Genomic DNA, 17,680 nt, shown 5'->3' on the forward strand with positions numbered 1-17,680 from the left:
GTATTATTCCTTAATACCGTTTTCTAACGAAGTATGGCGTATTTGCACTTGATGCCCTTTATTATTAAAATATTCGGCGATCTTTTGCGTTAAATATACAGAGCGGTGCTTTCCTCCAGTACAACCTATGGCAATAGTAAGGTAGCTGCGATTGTTTTTTTCTAGCATTGGTAACCATGTTTCGATGAAATTTCTTATTTGATTTTTTAATTCAAGTACGGATGAGTGCTGTTCTAGAAAAGCTCCGATTGGCGCATCTAAACCTGTTAAAGGGCGGAGTGCGGGTTCCCAATGTGGATTAGGAAGAAAGCGAACATCAAAGACATAGTCTGCATCAGAAGGTAAACCATATTTAAAACCAAAGGATTCAAATACCATGACGAGATTTTTACGTTCTCGCCCTTCAATACGTACCCTAATTGTCTCACTTAAATCATGAAGGGACTGGCCACTGCTGTTTAAAATGAGATCTGCTTGAGCTTTTAAGGGAGTCAATATTTGTTGCTCTAGGTTAATAGCTTGATCAAGTGAGAGAGATTTAACACCTAGTGATAATGGATGGATACGACGTGTTTCACTATAACGTTTTAACAGGGTATCTTTGTTGGCATTTAAGAAAAGTATAGTTACGTCAAATTTAGACTTTAGTTTATTTAAGGTAGCACTGAGCTCATTAAGTTTTTTGGGCATATTGCGGATGTCGATGCTGACAGCAACATTTTGTTGGCTGTCAGAGACTGAATAAACAAAGTTTTCCAGTAAGCTCACCGGTAGGTTATCGACGCAGTAATAACTTAAGTCTTCCAGTACTCGAAGTGCAACGCTCTTACCTGCACCAGAATACCCACTAACAACGATTAATCGCATGGTGATTGTCCTGGCTATTTATGAATCATTATGTCGTAGAGCTCTTCATCGCTCTGAGCATTACGCAAACTTTTAAGCACTTGCTTATCACTTAGGCGTTCTGCCATCGAAGAAAGTGTTTTAAGGTGCTCTTTACATTGCGCTTCTGGAACAAGAAGCGCGAAAAGTAAATCAACAGGTCGGTTATCAATAGAATCGAATTCAATAGGCTCATCACATTGTAATAAAATGGCGATGGCTTTATCACTTGATGACATTCTGGCATGCGGGATAGCTACACCATTACCAATACCAGTACTCCCCATTTTTTCTCTATTGAGTATGCACTCAAAAAGTTCTGTGGAATCCTGACCAGTGTTTTCAGCAGCAATGTTACTGATGATTTCCAATGCTCGTTTTTTACTTGTACAGTGGACTGCACTTTTGGTGCAGTCCAGTGAAAGTATTTCGCTCAGTTGCATAATTAATGATTGTTCAATTTTTCTTTATGTTTATTGAGTTGACGAACTAATTTATCCACCAACGAATCAATTGCGGCATACATACTTTCATCGTGAGAGGAGGCATGTATTTCGCCTTGATTTACGTGGAGCGTAGCTTCCGCTATTTGGTTGAGTTTTTCAACTTTTAGTACGACTTGGACTTGATTAATATGGTCAAAGAATCTTTCAAGCTTATTAAACTTAGATTGTACGTAGTCTTGCATTGAATCGGTCAGATCAACGTGGTGGCCTTGGATATTGATTTGCATAGACTTTCCTTTTAAGTTAGTGACTAAAGTAAGCGTTTGCGCTGACTCGAAGGGGCAATGCCCAAAGATTCCCGATATTTCGCAATAGTGCGCCTTGCGACCTGAATCCCTTGATCAGCTAAAAGGGTAGCAATTTTACTGTCACTGAGTGGCTTTGCTGTATTTTCTGCGGCAACCAACTTTTTGATCAGTGCTCGAATTGCTGTCGATGAACATTCCCCACCATTGTCAGTGCTGACATGGCTAGAGAAGAAATATTTCAACTCAAAAATGCCACGTGGAGTATGCATAAACTTTTGCGTGGTAACACGTGATATAGTCGACTCATGCATATCTACATCTAAGGCAACATCATTAAGTACCATCGGTTTCATTGCTTCTTCGCCATACTCGAAGAAATCGTACTGATGTTCAACAATACATTTGGCTACTTTGAGAAGAGTCTCATTTCTGCTCTCTAAACTTTTTATTAACCATTTTGCATCCTGTAGATTAGTGCGGATGTATTGACTGTCTGCGCTATTACCTTTGCCAAGCTGTGCATATTGCTGATTTACTTTCAACCTTGGTACGCTGTCTGTGTTGATAGAAACATTCCATTTACCATGCTCTTTAAATACGGAGACATCAGGTATGACATACTCTGGATCATGAGGCGTTATGCTGCTACCTGGACGAGGATCAAGCTGTTGAATAAGCTTTAATACTTCACGAAGCTCGTCTTCTTTGAGCTTGGTTTCCTTTATGATCAATTTATAGTCACGATTGCCTAGGTTATCGATATGGTCGCTTAATACCATTCTTGCTTCGCTAAGCCATGGTGTCTCTTCAGGAAAAACCACCAGTTGAAGTAATAAACACTCTTGAAGGTTATGAGAGGCGACACCGAGCGGGTCAAATTGTTGAATACGTTTGCGCACAGCTTCAATTTCATCTAACTCAATCTCTTCTTGGTCGAAACTTTGGTGTATTTCTTCCGGAGATAGCGTGAGGTATCCGTAATCATCGATAGCATCGATGATGGTCAAAGCTATAGTACGATCTGTTTCTGAGAAAGGGGTGAGATCCAACTGCCAGAGTAAGTAATCGTATAATGATTGGGTGGTTTCTCCCTGATAAAGTGGGATATCGTCATCCAAGGCAAGGCCTGTACTTCCTGTATTGGCGCTGTAAACATCATCCCAAGTAGTATCAATCTCAAGTTCTGCGCTGATTTCAGACTTTTCTATTACATCTGAGCTATCTTGCGTTTCAGGTTCTGACTGGCCTTCTGCAGCAGTTTCTGTATTTTCTTGAGCCAGCTTATGTTCATTATTTGTTTGAGGCTCTTCATGGCTCTCTTCTATCTCCAGCAATGGATTGGAGTCTAATGCTTCCTGAATTTCCTGCTGAAGGTCAAGTGTTGATAGTTGCAGCAAACGAATGGCTTGCTGCAACTGTGGCGTCATTGCTAATTGTTGACCTAGCTTGAGTTGTAATGAAGGTTTCATTCAGTATACGGTGCCTTTAATGCTCAGAATCTTATCGTTCCTTATGTAATCATAGACGGAATTGTTCTCCGAGATAAACTTGTTTCACTTGCTCGTTATTGAGAACTTCGTCCGGAGTTCCTGATGCAATCAGGTGACCTTGGCTAACAATATAGGCTTTTTCACAGACATCCAGCGTTTCGCGAACATTATGGTCGGTAATTAATACGCCCAAGCCACGGTCACGCAAATGCTCAATTATTTTCTTGATATCATTAACGGAAATAGGGTCAACCCCAGCAAATGGTTCATCGAGCAAGATGAATTTTGGGTTGGCGGCAAGTGCTCGAGCTATTTCCACACGACGTCGCTCACCACCAGAGAGAGCCATACCTGCACTACTACGAATATGCTGAATATGAAACTCTTCTAGTAAATCTTCGAGTTTATCTTGGCGTTCTTCGCGAGTCAGTTCTTGGCGAGTTTGTAAAACGGCCATGATATTGTCTTCCACTGATAATTTGCGGAAAATGGATGCTTCCTGTGGTAAATAGCCAATTCCTAATCGTGAGCGGCTGTGCATTGGTAGAATACTGATATCTTGATCATCAATGCAGATTTTACCTTCATCGCGCGGGACCAAGCCAACAATCATATAAAAAGAAGTCGTTTTTCCAGCACCATTAGGGCCTAATAAACCGACAATTTGCCCAGAACCAACTTCAAGGCTTACATCTGAAACCACTTTGCGCTTTTTATAACTCTTTGCAAGGTTTTTTGCACTCAGTATGGCCATATTAATTCTCTATTTGATTTGGTTGTAACACAGTCGTCACCCGCTCATTTTTAGAGCTGTCAGCAACCAGTTTTTGTTGTCCAATTTGATAACGAATAGAAGAACCTTTGATGGTGTTGTTATCTTGCTTCAACTGAGCTTGTCCTTTCATGGTCAATTCATCGGTTGAGATACGATAATCAATTTGGTTTGCTTGACCACTCAGAGTCTTACCATCATCCATCAGTTGCGAGAATGTTGCTGGTGCACCAAATGCTTGAATCTTTTGGATAGATTCGTTTTTAGGATCTCGTGTAACGACAATTTTAGTGGCATCAATATTGATACTGCCTTGTTTGAGAGATACCGCCCCTTTGAAGGTGACGCGATTGGTTTTCATGTCTACTTGCTGAGTGTCTGAATTTATGTAGACAGGCTGTTTAGTATCTGATTTTAAAGCCAGAGAATAGGGTGTAACAAAAATCAGAGCCAGCAGGCTAAGGTGTAACGATTTCATATCGACCTTGAACTTCATCAGTGAGAGTTGCAGTGTTGGCTTTGAAATTGCCGTGCATTGCGCCTCCAGTAGTTTCAAATTGTGGCCCGAGTAACGTAACTTGTTGCTCGGCTTTAAAGTCACGATTGGTCAAGTTAATAACCATCTTATTTGTAGATAATGTTTTGAAGCTCGCATCGGGTAGTAGATTTTGCATCAATACATTGTCATAAAGAGTTAACATCTTCTGTTTATCGAGTACGGCCTTAGTTGCGGATATTTGCCATTCATGAATGCTCCCTTCACGGTAAACCATTAGTGTCGGTTGAGCAAAAATAGTTTCACCACTTGTTGAGTAATGATCCAACTTTGTGGCTTGAATTGAGTAACTACGAAGCCCATCGATACCGTAGGTGATATTTTCTACCTTATTCCCACTGAACATAGGCTGTTCTGAGTCTGATGCTACTTGAATACTATTGTCTATGCTGGGGGAAAGTAAGTAATAACCACACCAAGCAACAATAAATAACAAGAGCAGATAAATACTGCGAGTAAAGCTCATAAATAAATGCCTTTATCTTAGCGGTGTACTTCTTCGTTTATTGCCTTAATTTGTTAAAATTATGAGATTTTTCAGGGTAAGAAGCTACATCACCCCTGCATTAAGGAGATCGTGCATATTCAGTGCACCAACGAATTTGTTCTGGTCACACAGAATCAAAGCATTAATGTTTTTTTCTTGCATAAGGTTAACTCCTTCTACAGCAAGCATATCTGGGTGCGCAGTAGTCGGATGTTTAGTCATCACTTCACAGATTTTGGTAGTGTGGATATCAATTCGTCTATCCAAAGTACGGCGTAAATCGCCATCTGTGAATATACCAAGCATAGCATTGTGTTCATCGACAATAGCGGTCATTCCTAAGCCTTTCTCAGATATCTCCAGTAAAGCGTCTCGAATAAGTGCGTCAGGTGAAACTTTAGGTAATGATTTACCTGAGTGCATAATATCAGCTAATTTAAGTAATAGCTTTCTACCTAAAGCTCCGCCTGGATGAGATAAAGCAAAATCTTCACTAGAGAAACCTCTTGCTTGTAAAAGTGCTATCGCGAGTGCGTCGCCCATAACCAATGTGGCGGTGGTACTACTGGTAGGAGCTAAACCTAAAGGGCAAGCTTCTTTTGGCACTGAAATTTGCAAATGTATATCTGAGAGCTTAGCCATACTTGATTCTGGTTTGCCCGTAATACTAATAACTTTGATGTTCATACGTTTTAGGACAGGGAAAAGAGATAAAATTTCGTAAGACTCACCAGAATTTGAAATAGCGATAACAATATCATCACGACCAATCATACCCAGATCTCCGTGTGCAGCTTCACCGGGGTGAACAAAAAATGCAGGAGTACCTGTACTTGCTAAAGTAGCAGCGATTTTATTACCGATAATCCCCGATTTACCCATGCCCATTACAACGACTTTATTATGATGAGATAAAATTAGCTGACATGCTTGTTCAAACTGAGCATCAAAATACTGATCTAGCTGATTCAGTGCTTGGATTTCAATATCAAGTACTTGCTTAGCTGCTGAGCAAAAATCAAATTGAGTTGGCATACCAGTACTCCAATCTATCATTAGTGGTTTTGTGTTATATTGGTGCTTTTGTTTTTCTATTCAATGGCGTAATCAGTTAAGTGGTAATATTGGTCAATAAGTAAGTTTGATAACACAAGAAGCATACTAGCAAGATAAAACCTTCCAAGCGATTTACACTGCGTGATTTGCCCAGGCACATAACGACAAGTAATAATGAAACCCCTAGCATAATCCAAAAGTCACGGCTCATTGCGTACTCACTCAAAGCAGATGGATTGATGATACCTGGTAGGCCCATTACTGCCAAAATGTTAAACACATTTGAGCCAATAATGTTACCCACAGCCATATCATCCTCCCCTTTAAGTACGCCCGCCAAGGATGCCGCCAGCTCTGGAAGGCTGGTACCAATAGCAATAATGGTTAAACCGATTACTAAGTCACTCATACCAAAATATTTGGCAATAATAACGGCGTTATCGACTAACATACCAGCAGCTAAAGGAAGCAGAATAAGACCGAAGACGACCCACATTAACGCTTTGCGATTGCTTACATCTTGCGGTATTTCCGACTCTTGCTCATCAATAAAGTTATCGCCTGATTGTTTTTCTTGACGGCTTATGTTTAACATCATGTACAAAAATGCGGCAAATAATACAAATAGTAGTATGCCTTCATAGAAACCTAGATAATCATCCCAAAGTAAAATTCCAGCTAGTATCGTAACTGCGATCATTAGTGGAAGCTCTCTGCGAATCACAGCAGAATTAATGAACAGCGGTTTTATTAGAGCGGTAATACCTAAAATTAAAGCAATATTTGCAATGTTGGAACCAAGAACGTTACCAACCGCAGTATCTGTTTTCCCTGCCCATGCTGCCGTTGCAGAAACCATCATCTCTGGAGCGGAAGAGCCCATAGCAAGAATGGTCATACCAATCACAAGAGGTGAAATACCAACATTACGTGCTAGAGCAGCAGAACCATAAACCAATTTGTCTGCACTCCAAACAAGTAGAATAAGACCGACAATAAGCAACGCAATGGCTTCGAGCATGATGATTCCTAAACAGTAAGCTAAGTAGTATAAATGACCGTTAATTCTGACCTTTTGTCGGCCAAAATGGAAGGTATACAGTAAATAAATTCTACGAGAAAGCTGAAATTATATGCACCTTTTACAAGAAGAGGTCAATAAAGAAGAGCTATGATTAATTTCACTCTTATTCGGTGTATTTGGGCTAAAGCTGAAAGCATTGTATTCTCTGCGTTAATTGAACAGTGCTTTTAATTCAGGTACGAAGTGCTTATTATGGGCGATTAAAATAAGTGCGCTAATTGCAACTTGATATATTCTTGAGTTAATAGCGCGAGGGTAAACATGATTTCACCAAAAGAGAATATCGGTGAAAACGGTTCACGATCTGCAAAAGAGGTAGTATGTCGAACAACGATTTAGTTACCGTTAAAAACCTGACCTTTTCACGCGGAGAACGCAAGATCTTTGATGGTGTTGACGTCCATGTCCCTAAAGGCAAAGTGACGGCGATTATGGGGCCTTCTGGTATAGGAAAAACAACACTCTTACGTTTGATCGGTGGGCAGCTTTATCCAAACCAAGGTGAGATTTGGTTTGATGGGGATAATATACCGAAGTTATCGCGTAAAAAGCTCTATCAAGCGCGTAAAAAAATGAGCATGCTGTTCCAATCGGGAGCATTATTCACAGATTTGAATGTGTTTGATAACGTTGCTTTTCCTTTACGAGAACATACCGAATTATCAGAAGAGTTCATCCGCACTATGGTGTTGCTGAAACTCGAAGCGGTTGGGTTGCGTGGCGCTGCTCAATTAATGCCTAGCGAGCTTTCCGGTGGTATGGCTCGTCGGGCTGCATTAGCTCGAGCGATAGCTCTTGACCCTGATTTGATTATGTATGATGAACCCTTTGTTGGACAAGATCCGATTACGATGGGAGTTCTTGTTGAGTTGATCGGTAATCTGAATCGTGCTTTGGGTCTGACGTCTATCGTTGTTTCTCACGATGTGCCTGAAGTCATGAGCATTGCGGATTGGGTTTACTTAATGGCTGATGGTAAAGTTATCGCCAGCGGTACGCCTCAAGCACTCCGAGAAAACCCAGATCCTCGTGTACAGCAATTTTTACAAGGGGACGCCGATGGTCCCGTTCCATTCCGTTTTCCTGCAAAAAGTATTGAAAAGGATTTATTTGATGGTCAATAGTTTCCTTCAATTTGTTGCTTCATTAGGGCGACGAACTTTAGCCATCTGTGAAGCCTTTGGGCGAGCGACGTTAATGTTGCTCGGAGCCTTGCTTTCTCGACCTCAACCACTGAAAAACTTACCACTACTGATTAAGCAATTGTACTCAGTTGGAGTACAGTCTTTAGCGATAATCGTTGTTTCTGGTTTGTTCATCGGTATGGTACTGAGCCTACAAGGTTATGTCGTTTTGGTTGACTACGGTGCCGAAGGTAGCCTTGGACAGATGGTTGCGCTGTCATTACTGCGAGAACTTGGGCCGGTTGTGACCGCATTATTGTTTGCCGGCCGAGCTGGTTCTGCATTGACGGCTGAAATTGGCTTAATGAAAGCAACGGAACAGTTGTCTAGCTTAGAGATGATGGCTGTTGATCCCCTAAAACGGGTGATTGCCCCTCGTTTTTGGGCAGGAGCCATTTCAATGCCATTGCTGGCGATGATTTTTATGGCGATAGGCATTTGGGGTGCAGAGCTCGTCGGTGTTGATTGGAAGGGGATTGACCACGGCAGCTTTTGGGCGGCGATGCAATCGTCGGTAGAATTAGGTCAAGACATTGGTAATAGCTTAATCAAATGTTTTGTCTTTGCGATTACGGTAACTTGGATCGCTTTATTTAATGGTTATGACGCGATTCCTACTTCGGAAGGAATCAGTCGAGCTACAACACGCACTGTAGTGCATTCTTCTTTAGCGGTACTCGGGCTAGACTTTGTACTGACCGCATTGATGTTTGGGAATTAATCATGCAACAAACACGTAAAACTGAATTATGGGTTGGCAGCTTTGTCTTGGCAGGAATTTGTGCAATTCTTGTGATGATTTTTCAAGTTGCTGACGTGAAGAACCTAGGTTCTGGAAATACTTATACTTTAAAAGCTGAATTTGACAACATCGGTAGTTTGAAAGTGCGCTCACCGGTTAAAGTTGGTGGTGTGGTTGTTGGGCGAGTCAGTGATATCTCGTTAAACCCAGAAACCCTTCTTCCTGTTGTGAGTCTATCAATCAATGGTAATTATCATCAGTTTCCAGAGACATCAAGTGTACAGATCTTGACCTCTGGACTGATAGGTGAGCAATATATTGGCTTGGTGCCAGGCTTTGTTTTTGATGATGAAGAGATGCTGACTAACGGTGACCTTATCGAAGATACTAAGTCAGCCCTAGTATTAGAAGATCTTATTGGCCAAGTATTATACAGCATTGGTGGCTCTGACAAATCTGATGCGAAAAGTGAGGAATAACCCATGTTTTCAAGAATCTTACTTTCTTTTATTGCAATGTTTACAACCACAAGTGCATTAGCAGCCAAACAAATCGACAAAACTCAGCCGTATCAGATGATGAAAGAGGTGGCAGAGGTCGCTTTCGAACGTCTCAAAGCAGAACAAGATACCATCAAGCAAGATCCTAATGAGCTTAAAGTTATTGTTGAAGAAGAGTTGATGCCTTACGTCAATTATCGTTATGCGGCATTAAAGTTATTAGGCCCAAATTTAAAAGGGGCGAAACGAGAAGATGTGGGTGAATTTATCACTGCTTTTCGTGCTTACTTAGTAACTTCATACGCACAGGTGCTGACTCAATACTCTGACCAAAAAATCCAGTTTGGCCCAGAAGTAAAACTCGATCCATCTAAACGCATCACCAGTATTAAAGTTGATATTATTGAAGCGCCACGACCAAACATTAAACTGGAGTTCAAACTTCGTAAGGATAAGAAGAGTGGAGAATGGCAAGCCTTTGATATGGTCGCAGAAGGCATCAGCCTGTTGTCCAGTAAGCAGGCGGAATGGAATTCAACAATTCGCCAAAAAGGCATCCTTGTTGCAGCCAAAGACCTTGAAAAGCTGGCCGCTCAGCCAATCCGTTTTGAGGCGAAATAGTGATGAGTCAATCTCATACCCAGTGGCATTTGCAGTCAGACATACTTAAGTTTACAGGCGCACTCGATCATCAAACGGTTCCAGAGTTGTGGAAGACTGCCCTGGCTTGGCAGCCGGTACAAACAGAGTTTGAGTGTTCATTGGAAATGGTAGAGCGCATCGACTCTGCAGGTATGGTGATGTTAATCCATCTAATAGAGCATGCAAAAAATAAAAACTGTCATATAATGTTGAGTTTCGTGCCTGAGCAACTGCGAACATTATTTCAATTGAGCAATGTTGAGTCGCTTGTGGCCAAGCATATAAAGAATTATCAGAGGTAAATTGTGGATAGCGCAAAAGTACAACAGTTACTAGAAGAAGCACTAAACCTTGGAGAAGTGCATGTAAAAGGTGAAGGTAGCCACTATGAAGTGGTTGCTGTTGATGCTTGTTTCGATGGAATGAGCCGCGTTAAAAAGCAGCAATTAATTTATGGTCCTCTGATGGATTACATTCAGCGTAATGACATTCACGCATTATCGATTAAAGCCTTTACTCCTGAAGAGTGGGCTCGTAACAAAAAGCTAATGCCGCTTTAAGGTTTTTTTGATGGAAAAATTTCGAGTTATTGGGTCAGACCAACCACTTTCAGGTGATGTGACCATTTCTGGTGCCAAAAATGCGGCACTACCGATTTTATTTGCGTCAATTTTGGCTGAAGAGCCAGTTGAAGTTGCAAACGTACCGAATCTTCGTGATATCGATACAACGATGGAGCTGCTTAAGCGATTAGGTGCTGACGTTAGCCGCAATGATTGTTCAGTTCTCGTTGACCCAAGTCGTATTAATGAATACTGTGCGCCATATGATTTAGTTAAAACCATGCGTGCTTCTATTTGGGCATTAGGTCCACTCGTCGCAAGGTTTGGTCAAGGTCAAGTCTCTTTACCAGGCGGTTGTGCGATCGGTGCTCGTCCTGTTGACCTTCACATTACAGGTTTAGAACAGCTTGGTGCCACAATTACCTTAGAAGATGGCTATGTTAAAGCTGAAGTAGATGGCCGCTTAAAGGGCGCACACATCGTTATGGATAAAGTGAGCGTCGGTGCAACGATTACTATTATGTGTGCCGCTGCGCTTGCTACAGGAACCACTACGTTAGATAACGCGGCACGTGAACCTGAAATTGTAGATACGGCAGATTTCCTCAACATTATGGGGGCCAAAATTTCTGGAGCAGGTACGGACACTATTACTATCGAGGGTGTTGAGCGCCTAGGCGGAGGCAAGCACAATGTGGTTGCAGATCGTATTGAAACCGGAACATTCTTAGTTGCAGCGGCAGTCTCTGGTGGTAAAGTGACTTGCCATAACACCAACGCTCACCTACTTGAAGCGGTACTCGCTAAGTTAGAAGAGGCTGGAGCACTGGTTGAAACGGGTGAAGATTGGATCTCTGTTGATATGACGGATCGCGAGTTGAAAGCAGTGAGTATTCGTACTGCACCACATCCAGGTTTCCCAACGGATATGCAAGCACAATTTACACTATTGAATATGATGGCGAAAGGTGGCGGTGTGATCACCGAGAATATCTTTGAAAATCGTTTCATGCATGTGCCAGAATTAATGCGTATGGGAGCGAAAGCTGAAATTGAAGGTAATACCGTTATTTGTGGTGATGTTGAATCCCTCAGTGGTGCACAAGTGATGGCAACGGATCTGCGTGCATCCGCAAGCTTGGTTATTGCTGGTTGCATCGCAAAAGGCGAAACTATTGTCGATCGTATTTACCATATTGACCGGGGCTACGACAAAATAGAAAACAAACTTTCTGCTCTGGGTGCAAATATTGAGCGAGTGATAGAAGCAAGTTAAATTGCTTATTTCTTGCTTGGTAACAAGAAGGCCGAAACCTGAGTTTCGGCTTTTTTGCATCATTGATTAAACCGTTTTTTGATGATCGATGTTTTTTTATAAATAAGTTATACGCCTCAGTGACTTCAATATATGTGCTTCAAAGCTTGTCACTCAGGTATAATGGTTGTATCAGGCTTAAAGCCTACTTTGGAGAACAATAATGATTACACTTCTACGTGTATTGGCCATCGCGCTCTTTGCGATTGTAATGTTTATTGGTGGTTGTGGTTATTGCTTACTCAGCCCTAGAAACCCTAAGCACGTTTTCACTTTTGGCCGGTTGTTTGCCAAAATGTCACGTGTTTTTGGTATTAAGCTGGAGCTTCGTATTCCTGAGGATGCTTACCAACGTGGTCAGCATGTGTATATTGCAAATCACCAAAACAACTGGGATATGTTTACTGTTTCTTCAGCAGTGACACCCAAAGTTGTCACTGTTGGTAAAAAGAGTCTAGCTTGGATGCCACTTTTTGGTCAGCTATACTGGTTAACTGGTAACATCCTGATTGATCGGGGGAATCGTTCCAAAGCGAAAGGTACCATTGATCAGGTAATCAAAAGTATTAAAGAAAGTGACGTATCCGTATGGATGTTCCCTGAGGGCACTCGTTCACGTGGCCGTGGCCTACTACCTTTTAAAACAGGCGCGTTTCATGCCGCTATAGGTGCAGAGGTACCAATCATTCCTATTGTATGTAGCTCAACGAGTCACATTAAATTTAATCGTTGGAATAATGGTCATGTCATTGTAGAAATGCTGCCTCCCGTTAGTACTGAAAGTTATGGTAAAGAGGGAATTCGCGAGTTGGCGAACTTATGCCGTGAGCAAATGGAAAATAAGCTAGAAGCGTTAGATGCAGAAGTGAAGCAACGTAATCAAGCCTATGTGGGTTCTACTAATAATTAAGTAGTAAAAGAAGTTATAAAAATGGGTAGTAAAAGTACTACCCATTTTTTATGTCAGTTAGCCAATTATTGCCATTACTTGCGTACTGCGATGGCTTCAATCTCGATGCCAACGTCTTTTGGTAGGCGTGCAACTTCAACACAAGAACGAGCAGGGTAGTGTGCTACATCGTGTTCATCAAAGAATTTACCATATACTTCGTTGACTGTACCAAAATCGTTAAGGTCTTTGACAAAGACAGTCATTTTTACAATGTCAGTGACCTTAAGTCCCGATGCTTCAACAACTGCTTGTACATTTTCTAATGATTGGCGAGCTTGCTTAGCGATGTCTGAAGAAACTTCCCCTGTCGCTGGATTTACTGGGATTTGACCTGAAGTCAGGACCATATTGCCGAGATCTACCCCTTGAATATAAGGGCCAATTGCTGCGGGTGCAGATTCTGTGTGAAGTACTTTGGTCATTAATGTATTCCATTATTTGTTAGAGAGTCAGTGGCCTCAGTGTGCCGTTAATTCCTTGTTAGGTAAAGGGCAAATACGCTTCGATAACTGAGCTTTGATCAAGTTATTGAGATCCATAAAGTAGGATACTTAGGCCTTTTTATGCTTGAACTTAGCGCTCTGTCACGATTTCACGAGCGAACACTTTTTCGCAGTATTTACACTTCAGGCGAATGTCTGCTTTTTTCTCGAAGACTTGGAAGCTACTGATAACAGGTTCATTATGAGTAATGCAGTTACTGTTAGGACATTCGAAAACATCATTTACTTTCTCTGGTAACTCGAGCTCCAGCTTTTTGACAACTTCATAGTTTTCGATCTGATTGACAGTTGCATGAGGTGCATATAGAGCGAGCTTATTGGCTTGTTCTTCACTAATAAATACATTTTCAATCTTCAACAGGTCTTTATGACCCAGAGCTGAAGAAGGTAAATTAAGGCCAATCGTGACACGCTGAGATGAATTATGCATATCGAAAAGTTTAAGTACTTTTATGCCAATTTGAGCAGGAATATGGTCAATAACGGTACCATTTTTGATAGCTTCTACCTGCAATTGAGTCTCTTTAGTCATGATTTTTTCTCCCTCGATTACAGTGTTTGGTTTAGAACTAATGCCAATAAGGCTTGGCGAGCATACACGCCATTTTCGGCTTGCTGGAAGTAATACGCGTGTGGTGTCGCATCTACATCCGTGGTGATTTCATCAACGCGTGGAAGGGGGTGGAGGACTTTTAGGTTCTCACGAGCACCTTCTAATAACGCAGCTGTTAGAATGTAAGCGGACTTGATATGTGCGTATTCAGATTCGTCAAAGCGTTCCTTTTGTACGCGTGTCATGTACAGAATATCTAATTCAGGAATGACGCTGTCCATGTCAGTATGGAGGCTGTATTGAATACCTGCTTCGTCTAGCTCTTCACAGATGTATTCTGGCATGGCGAGCGCTTCTGGTGCCACAAAGAAGAAGCGAATGTTTGTGAATTTTGCCAATGCTTGAGTCAAAGAGTGAACGGTGCGGCCGTATTTTAGGTCACCAACAAATGCGACGTTTAAATTATCTAGGCGACCCTGAGTTTCAGCAATGGTGTAAAGGTCGAGTAAGGTTTGCGTTGGATGCTGGTTGGCACCGTCTCCAGCATTGATTACTGGCACGCCGTTAGAGAACTCTGAAGCCAAACGCGCTGCCCCTTCTTGTGGATGGCGCATTACGAAGGCATCAACGTAAGAAGCGATCACCTGTACCGAATCAGACAATGTTTCTCCTTTTTTTGCCAGTGAAGTGTTGCCGCCATTGTCAAAGCCGATGACATCCCCACCAATGCGTTGAATCGCTGTTTCGAAAGACAAACGAGTTCGAGTTGAAGGTTCAAAAAAGCAGCTCGCGATGACCTTATTACTAATTAATTCGGGGCGAGGGTCTTGTTTGAGCTGACCAGCAGTGCTGACAATAAGTTCCAGTTCTTCTCGCGAAAGTTCTGGAATAGAGATGATATGCTTCTGATAAAGCGAGTTCGCCATGATCTTCTTCCCTATAACCGTGTTTATCGATATTTTAAATTTTTCGTGATTACATTTGAGGTATAAAAAAACCTCCCAAATGAGGAGGTTTTCAGACTCAATAGAATTAATGAAATAACTGAGCGTAAGCGCTTAGCTAGAGCAAATCGCATGACTACTTTTTGCGTTGCGATTTCTCGTATTGTCACGTCAGTAATAGGCGTAATCATTTCATAATCCTCAGACAAATTGCCGAAGATTATACGCTTAACTTTTGCTAGCGCAAGCGATTACCTTTCGCTTTCATTCAAGGTTCTAGTTACCTAAGGTGGCAACCATAACAGCTTTAATGGTGTGCATCCGGTTTTCAGCTTGGTCAAAAACAATCGAAAGTTCAGATTCGAATACATCTTCCGTGACTTCTAAGCCATTCATGCTGTATTTTTCTGCGATTTGCTTGCCGATGGTTGTTTCATCATTATGAAAGGCTGGCAGGCAGTGCATAAACTTCACATTGGGATTTCCGACTTTCTTTATCATGTCCATATTGATTTGATAGGGGGCTAAGAGTTTAACCCTCTCATCCCAAGCATGTTCTGATTCACCCATCGATACCCACACGTCTGTGTAAAGAAAATCACAACCTTTGACGCCTTCTTCGGCATTCTCCGTTAACGTAATTTTTGCTCCTGTATGCTCTGCAATCGTCTGACAATGTGAGACTAATTCTTGCTCAGGCCAAAAGGCTTTTGGTGCAACTAAGCGAATGTCCATACCCATTTTAGCGGCGCCAACCATCAGTGAATTACCCATGTTGTTACGTGCGTCACCAAGATAAGCAAAGGTGATTTGATTCAAGGGAGTATGTTGAATGTACTCTTGCATGGTAAGAAAATCAGCTAAAATCTGTGTGGGATGAAACTCATCGGTTAAACCATTCCAAACCGGTACTCCAGCAAAGGCGCCTAACTCCTCTACTGTTGCTTGGCTAAAGCCTCTATATTGAATGCCATCATACATTCGGCCAAGCACACGAGCGGTATCTTTCATGCTTTCTTTATGACCAATCTGTGAGCCCGATGGTCCGAGGTAAGACACTTGTGCCCCTTGATCAAAAGCAGCGACTTCGAAAGCACATCGAGTTCGAGTTGAGGACTTTTCAAAAATTAAAGCGATGTTTTTGCCTTGCAGTTTTTTTTGCTCAGTACCTGAATATTTTGCTTTTTTGAGCTCTGCAGACAAATTGAGTAAGAAATGAATTTCTTGAGGTGAGAAATCCAATAGTTTTAGGAAATTACGGTTGCGTAGATTGAAAGCCATGGCGCGTCCTTGTGTCTATTTCTTAAATGAAGATAATGTCATTAAACATTAAAATGCACAAGGTGTGAATAGTTATTTAAATGAGGCAGAGTTTTTTGCTCTGCCCTAGTATCATTTTAGCGATATAAAAGAGGTGACTTAATGCTTAAAGGCCATCGCGCTCGATTGGGCAGCTCATACAACGTGCACCTCCCCGACCGCGTCCTAGCTCATTACCTGGAATCGTTAAAACGTTAATACCTGCTTTGTCATATTTCTCATTGGTATAAACATTACGTTCATAGCCGATGACTGTCCCTGGTTTAACGGTTAGCACGTTATTCGCATCATGCCATTGCTCTCGTTCTGCTTCGTAGCTATCGCCACCTGTGGTGATGATTTTGAGTTGATCTAGCCCGAGAGCAGACTCAATCGCATGGAGGTAGTTGCGTGACGCTTCGACGTGCATTTCTCCATTACCTTTTGGTGTTAAGCGCCAAGTTTCTAGATCTTGACGCATGACTTGTGGGTAAACCGAAAAAGTATCGATATCCATGTGTGTCATAACCGTATCTAAGTGCATGCAAGAGCGATGTTTGGGAAGATCAACGGCAATGACTTCCTTGGCTTGTCCTGAAGCAAATAGGCTTGCTGCTAGGTTTTCTACCCCTTGAGGTGTCGTCCGTTCTGACATACCGATGAGAACGGCACCGTTACCGATGACTAAAACATCTCCGCCTTCTATATTGGCATTATCATAATGCAGGTCGTGATCACCAAAATATTTAATGAACGACTGACCAGCAAAAGAGGGGTGCCAATGATAAATGGCTCTAAGGTGGTTAGTTTCTCGTTGACGAGCTGGCATCATCATTGGATTGAGTGATACTCCACCGTAGATCCAACAGGAGGTATCTCGAGTGAATAAGTGGTTAGGCAGTGGATCGATAACAAAGTCCAAAGGACGCTTCATTTTAGGCAACATAGAAGCTGAGTGGATGGGAAGCTCTGAGTAAGCCAGCCCTCCCAAAAGGATAGAAGCTAAATGTTCATTATCCATATCTGAGAAGTAATAACGCAAGTCACGAGCAAATGTTGGGCCGTAGCGGAAGTTAGAGATTTGAGTATCTAACAGCCATTGTTTTGCTTCAGATATCTGCAGCGTCTCAACCAGCAGATTGTGCAGTAAAAGAACTTCAACGCCTTGTTCTTTTAGGGTACGTGCAAAGATGTCATGCTCTTCCCCTGCTGCTTCAACACCAAGTACATCATCAAATAATAATTCGTGACAATTTGATGGTGTCAAATGGGTGAGCGCTCGTTCTGGGCGATTTAACAGTACTCGTCTTAGTTGACCTACTTCCGAGCCTACGTACAACTTATTCATAATGTATCCTTACTTATGTTCCTAGGAATAGTTATGACAAGCTTAAATCAA

The 17,680-nt window shown here is 41.9% G+C and carries 22 protein-coding genes; 8 read left to right on the forward strand and 14 right to left on the reverse strand.

Features of this window, described 5'->3' with window-relative positions; genetic code table 11:
- Positions 1–3: 3 nt before the first annotated feature.
- The 9 genes from rapZ to VSA01S_RS10475 form a co-directional block, all read right to left on the reverse strand.
- Positions 4–867: an RNase adapter RapZ gene (rapZ, locus tag VSA01S_RS10435; protein ID WP_039979182.1), complete on the reverse strand. Its 864-nt coding sequence runs from the start codon at positions 865–867 to the stop codon at positions 4–6.
- Between the two features lie 14 nt (positions 868–881).
- Complete coding sequence (gene ptsN / locus VSA01S_RS10440; protein WP_039979183.1) at positions 882–1,328, reverse strand: PTS IIA-like nitrogen regulatory protein PtsN; 447 nt, start codon at positions 1,326–1,328, stop codon at positions 882–884.
- A 2-nt stretch (positions 1,329–1,330) separates the two neighbouring features.
- Positions 1,331–1,618: a ribosome hibernation promoting factor gene (gene hpf, locus VSA01S_RS10445; RefSeq protein WP_039979184.1), complete on the reverse strand. Its 288-nt coding sequence runs from the start codon at positions 1,616–1,618 to the stop codon at positions 1,331–1,333.
- Positions 1,619–1,641: 23 nt separating this feature from the next.
- Positions 1,642–3,108, reverse strand: coding sequence for an RNA polymerase factor sigma-54 (locus tag VSA01S_RS10450; protein WP_039979185.1), 1,467 nt, complete (start codon positions 3,106–3,108; stop codon positions 1,642–1,644).
- A 49-nt stretch (positions 3,109–3,157) separates the two neighbouring features.
- Positions 3,158–3,883 carry an LPS export ABC transporter ATP-binding protein gene (lptB, locus tag VSA01S_RS10455; protein WP_039979186.1) on the reverse strand — a complete coding sequence of 242 codons (726 nt, stop codon included), beginning with the start codon at positions 3,881–3,883 and terminating at the stop codon, positions 3,158–3,160.
- 1 nt (position 3,884) lies between these two features.
- A complete protein-coding gene (gene lptA / locus VSA01S_RS10460; RefSeq protein ID WP_039979187.1) occupies positions 3,885–4,379 on the reverse strand; it encodes a lipopolysaccharide transport periplasmic protein LptA in 495 nt (164 codons plus the stop codon).
- A complete protein-coding gene (lptC, locus tag VSA01S_RS10465) occupies positions 4,360–4,923 on the reverse strand; it encodes an LPS export ABC transporter periplasmic protein LptC (RefSeq protein WP_039979188.1) in 564 nt (187 codons plus the stop codon). Before lptC ends, lptA begins: the two co-directional genes overlap by 20 nt.
- Positions 4,924–5,007: 84 nt before the next feature.
- On the reverse strand, positions 5,008–5,979 hold the full coding sequence (locus VSA01S_RS10470) for a KpsF/GutQ family sugar-phosphate isomerase (RefSeq protein ID WP_039979189.1): 972 nt from the start codon (positions 5,977–5,979) through the stop codon (positions 5,008–5,010).
- 76 nt (positions 5,980–6,055) lie between these two features.
- Positions 6,056–7,021: a calcium/sodium antiporter gene (locus VSA01S_RS10475; protein ID WP_039979190.1), complete on the reverse strand. Its 966-nt coding sequence runs from the start codon at positions 7,019–7,021 to the stop codon at positions 6,056–6,058.
- Positions 7,022–7,404: 383 nt separating this feature from the next.
- Here VSA01S_RS10475 and mlaF point away from each other — a divergent pair, with 383 nt between their 5' ends.
- From mlaF to VSA01S_RS10515, 8 genes are all read left to right on the forward strand, one after another.
- A complete protein-coding gene (gene mlaF / locus VSA01S_RS10480; protein WP_039979191.1) occupies positions 7,405–8,208 on the forward strand; it encodes a phospholipid ABC transporter ATP-binding protein MlaF in 804 nt (267 codons plus the stop codon).
- On the forward strand, positions 8,198–8,989 hold the full coding sequence (gene mlaE, locus VSA01S_RS10485; protein WP_039979192.1) for a lipid asymmetry maintenance ABC transporter permease subunit MlaE: 792 nt from the start codon (positions 8,198–8,200) through the stop codon (positions 8,987–8,989). Before mlaF ends, mlaE begins: the two co-directional genes overlap by 11 nt.
- A gap of 2 nt (positions 8,990–8,991) precedes the next feature.
- Entirely contained in the window at positions 8,992–9,489 is a 498-nt protein-coding gene (mlaD, locus tag VSA01S_RS10490) for an outer membrane lipid asymmetry maintenance protein MlaD (RefSeq protein WP_039979193.1), read from the forward strand.
- A gap of 3 nt (positions 9,490–9,492) precedes the next feature.
- Complete coding sequence (locus VSA01S_RS10495; protein WP_039979194.1) at positions 9,493–10,131, forward strand: MlaC/ttg2D family ABC transporter substrate-binding protein; 639 nt, start codon at positions 9,493–9,495, stop codon at positions 10,129–10,131.
- Positions 10,132–10,133: 2 nt separating this feature from the next.
- Positions 10,134–10,454 carry an STAS domain-containing protein gene (locus VSA01S_RS10500; protein ID WP_039979195.1) on the forward strand — a complete coding sequence of 107 codons (321 nt, stop codon included), beginning with the start codon at positions 10,134–10,136 and terminating at the stop codon, positions 10,452–10,454.
- A gap of 3 nt (positions 10,455–10,457) precedes the next feature.
- Positions 10,458–10,712 (forward strand): BolA family iron metabolism protein IbaG, encoded by a 255-nt coding sequence (gene ibaG / locus VSA01S_RS10505; RefSeq protein ID WP_039979196.1) that lies wholly within the window; start codon positions 10,458–10,460, stop codon positions 10,710–10,712.
- A gap of 10 nt (positions 10,713–10,722) precedes the next feature.
- Complete coding sequence (gene murA / locus VSA01S_RS10510; RefSeq protein WP_039979197.1) at positions 10,723–11,991, forward strand: UDP-N-acetylglucosamine 1-carboxyvinyltransferase; 1,269 nt, start codon at positions 10,723–10,725, stop codon at positions 11,989–11,991.
- Positions 11,992–12,193: 202 nt separating this feature from the next.
- On the forward strand, positions 12,194–12,940 hold the full coding sequence (locus tag VSA01S_RS10515; RefSeq protein ID WP_039979198.1) for a 1-acylglycerol-3-phosphate O-acyltransferase: 747 nt from the start codon (positions 12,194–12,196) through the stop codon (positions 12,938–12,940).
- 74 nt (positions 12,941–13,014) lie between these two features.
- On the opposite strand, the gene VSA01S_RS10520 is transcribed toward VSA01S_RS10515, so the two are convergent.
- From VSA01S_RS10520 to arcA, 5 genes are all read right to left on the reverse strand, one after another.
- Entirely contained in the window at positions 13,015–13,404 is a 390-nt protein-coding gene (locus VSA01S_RS10520) for a RidA family protein (protein WP_039979199.1), read from the reverse strand.
- A gap of 151 nt (positions 13,405–13,555) precedes the next feature.
- Positions 13,556–14,017 (reverse strand): aspartate carbamoyltransferase regulatory subunit, encoded by a 462-nt coding sequence (gene pyrI / locus VSA01S_RS10525; protein WP_103021862.1) that lies wholly within the window; start codon positions 14,015–14,017, stop codon positions 13,556–13,558.
- Between the two features lie 17 nt (positions 14,018–14,034).
- A complete protein-coding gene (gene pyrB, locus VSA01S_RS10530; protein ID WP_039979201.1) occupies positions 14,035–14,964 on the reverse strand; it encodes an aspartate carbamoyltransferase in 930 nt (309 codons plus the stop codon).
- A gap of 294 nt (positions 14,965–15,258) precedes the next feature.
- Positions 15,259–16,263, reverse strand: a complete 1,005-nt coding sequence (locus VSA01S_RS10535; RefSeq protein WP_039979202.1) for an ornithine carbamoyltransferase — start codon at positions 16,261–16,263, stop codon at positions 15,259–15,261.
- 145 nt (positions 16,264–16,408) lie between these two features.
- The gene (gene arcA / locus VSA01S_RS10540) at positions 16,409–17,629 is read right to left on the reverse strand and encodes an arginine deiminase (protein ID WP_039979203.1); all 1,221 of its coding nucleotides are present in this window, start codon (positions 17,627–17,629) and stop codon (positions 16,409–16,411) included.
- Positions 17,630–17,680: the final 51 nt, after the last annotated feature.

The organism is Vibrio sagamiensis NBRC 104589 (assembly GCF_007990935.1).
GTDB classification, from domain to species: domain Bacteria; phylum Pseudomonadota; class Gammaproteobacteria; order Enterobacterales; family Vibrionaceae; genus Vibrio; species Vibrio sagamiensis.

Excerpts from the sequence above, each read along its gene's own strand:
- rapZ (WP_039979182.1), bottom strand. The coding sequence starts at position 867 with ATGCGATTAATCGTTGTTAGTGGGTATTCTGGTGCAGGTAAGAGCGTT.
- ptsN (WP_039979183.1), bottom strand. The coding sequence starts at position 1,328 with ATGCAACTGAGCGAAATACTTTCACTGGACTGCACCAAAAGTGCAGTC.
- hpf (WP_039979184.1), bottom strand. The coding sequence starts at position 1,618 with ATGCAAATCAATATCCAAGGCCACCACGTTGATCTGACCGATTCAATG.
- VSA01S_RS10450 (WP_039979185.1), bottom strand. The coding sequence starts at position 3,108 with ATGAAACCTTCATTACAACTCAAGCTAGGTCAACAATTAGCAATGACG.
- lptB (WP_039979186.1), bottom strand. The coding sequence starts at position 3,883 with ATGGCCATACTGAGTGCAAAAAACCTTGCAAAGAGTTATAAAAAGCGC.
- lptA (WP_039979187.1), bottom strand. The coding sequence starts at position 4,379 with ATGAAATCGTTACACCTTAGCCTGCTGGCTCTGATTTTTGTTACACCC.
- lptC (WP_039979188.1), bottom strand. The coding sequence starts at position 4,923 with ATGAGCTTTACTCGCAGTATTTATCTGCTCTTGTTATTTATTGTTGCT.
- VSA01S_RS10470 (WP_039979189.1), bottom strand. The coding sequence starts at position 5,979 with ATGCCAACTCAATTTGATTTTTGCTCAGCAGCTAAGCAAGTACTTGAT.
- VSA01S_RS10475 (WP_039979190.1), bottom strand. The coding sequence starts at position 7,021 with ATGCTCGAAGCCATTGCGTTGCTTATTGTCGGTCTTATTCTACTTGTT.
- mlaF (WP_039979191.1), top strand. The coding sequence starts at position 7,405 with ATGTCGAACAACGATTTAGTTACCGTTAAAAACCTGACCTTTTCACGC.
- mlaE (WP_039979192.1), top strand. The coding sequence starts at position 8,198 with ATGGTCAATAGTTTCCTTCAATTTGTTGCTTCATTAGGGCGACGAACT.
- mlaD (WP_039979193.1), top strand. The coding sequence starts at position 8,992 with ATGCAACAAACACGTAAAACTGAATTATGGGTTGGCAGCTTTGTCTTG.
- VSA01S_RS10495 (WP_039979194.1), top strand. The coding sequence starts at position 9,493 with ATGTTTTCAAGAATCTTACTTTCTTTTATTGCAATGTTTACAACCACA.
- VSA01S_RS10500 (WP_039979195.1), top strand. The coding sequence starts at position 10,134 with ATGAGTCAATCTCATACCCAGTGGCATTTGCAGTCAGACATACTTAAG.
- murA (WP_039979197.1), top strand. The coding sequence starts at position 10,723 with ATGGAAAAATTTCGAGTTATTGGGTCAGACCAACCACTTTCAGGTGAT.
- VSA01S_RS10515 (WP_039979198.1), top strand. The coding sequence starts at position 12,194 with ATGATTACACTTCTACGTGTATTGGCCATCGCGCTCTTTGCGATTGTA.
- VSA01S_RS10520 (WP_039979199.1), bottom strand. The coding sequence starts at position 13,404 with ATGACCAAAGTACTTCACACAGAATCTGCACCCGCAGCAATTGGCCCT.
- pyrI (WP_103021862.1), bottom strand. The coding sequence starts at position 14,017 with ATGACTAAAGAGACTCAATTGCAGGTAGAAGCTATCAAAAATGGTACC.
- pyrB (WP_039979201.1), bottom strand. The coding sequence starts at position 14,964 with ATGGCGAACTCGCTTTATCAGAAGCATATCATCTCTATTCCAGAACTT.
- VSA01S_RS10535 (WP_039979202.1), bottom strand. The coding sequence starts at position 16,263 with ATGGCTTTCAATCTACGCAACCGTAATTTCCTAAAACTATTGGATTTC.
- arcA (WP_039979203.1), bottom strand. The coding sequence starts at position 17,629 with ATGAATAAGTTGTACGTAGGCTCGGAAGTAGGTCAACTAAGACGAGTA.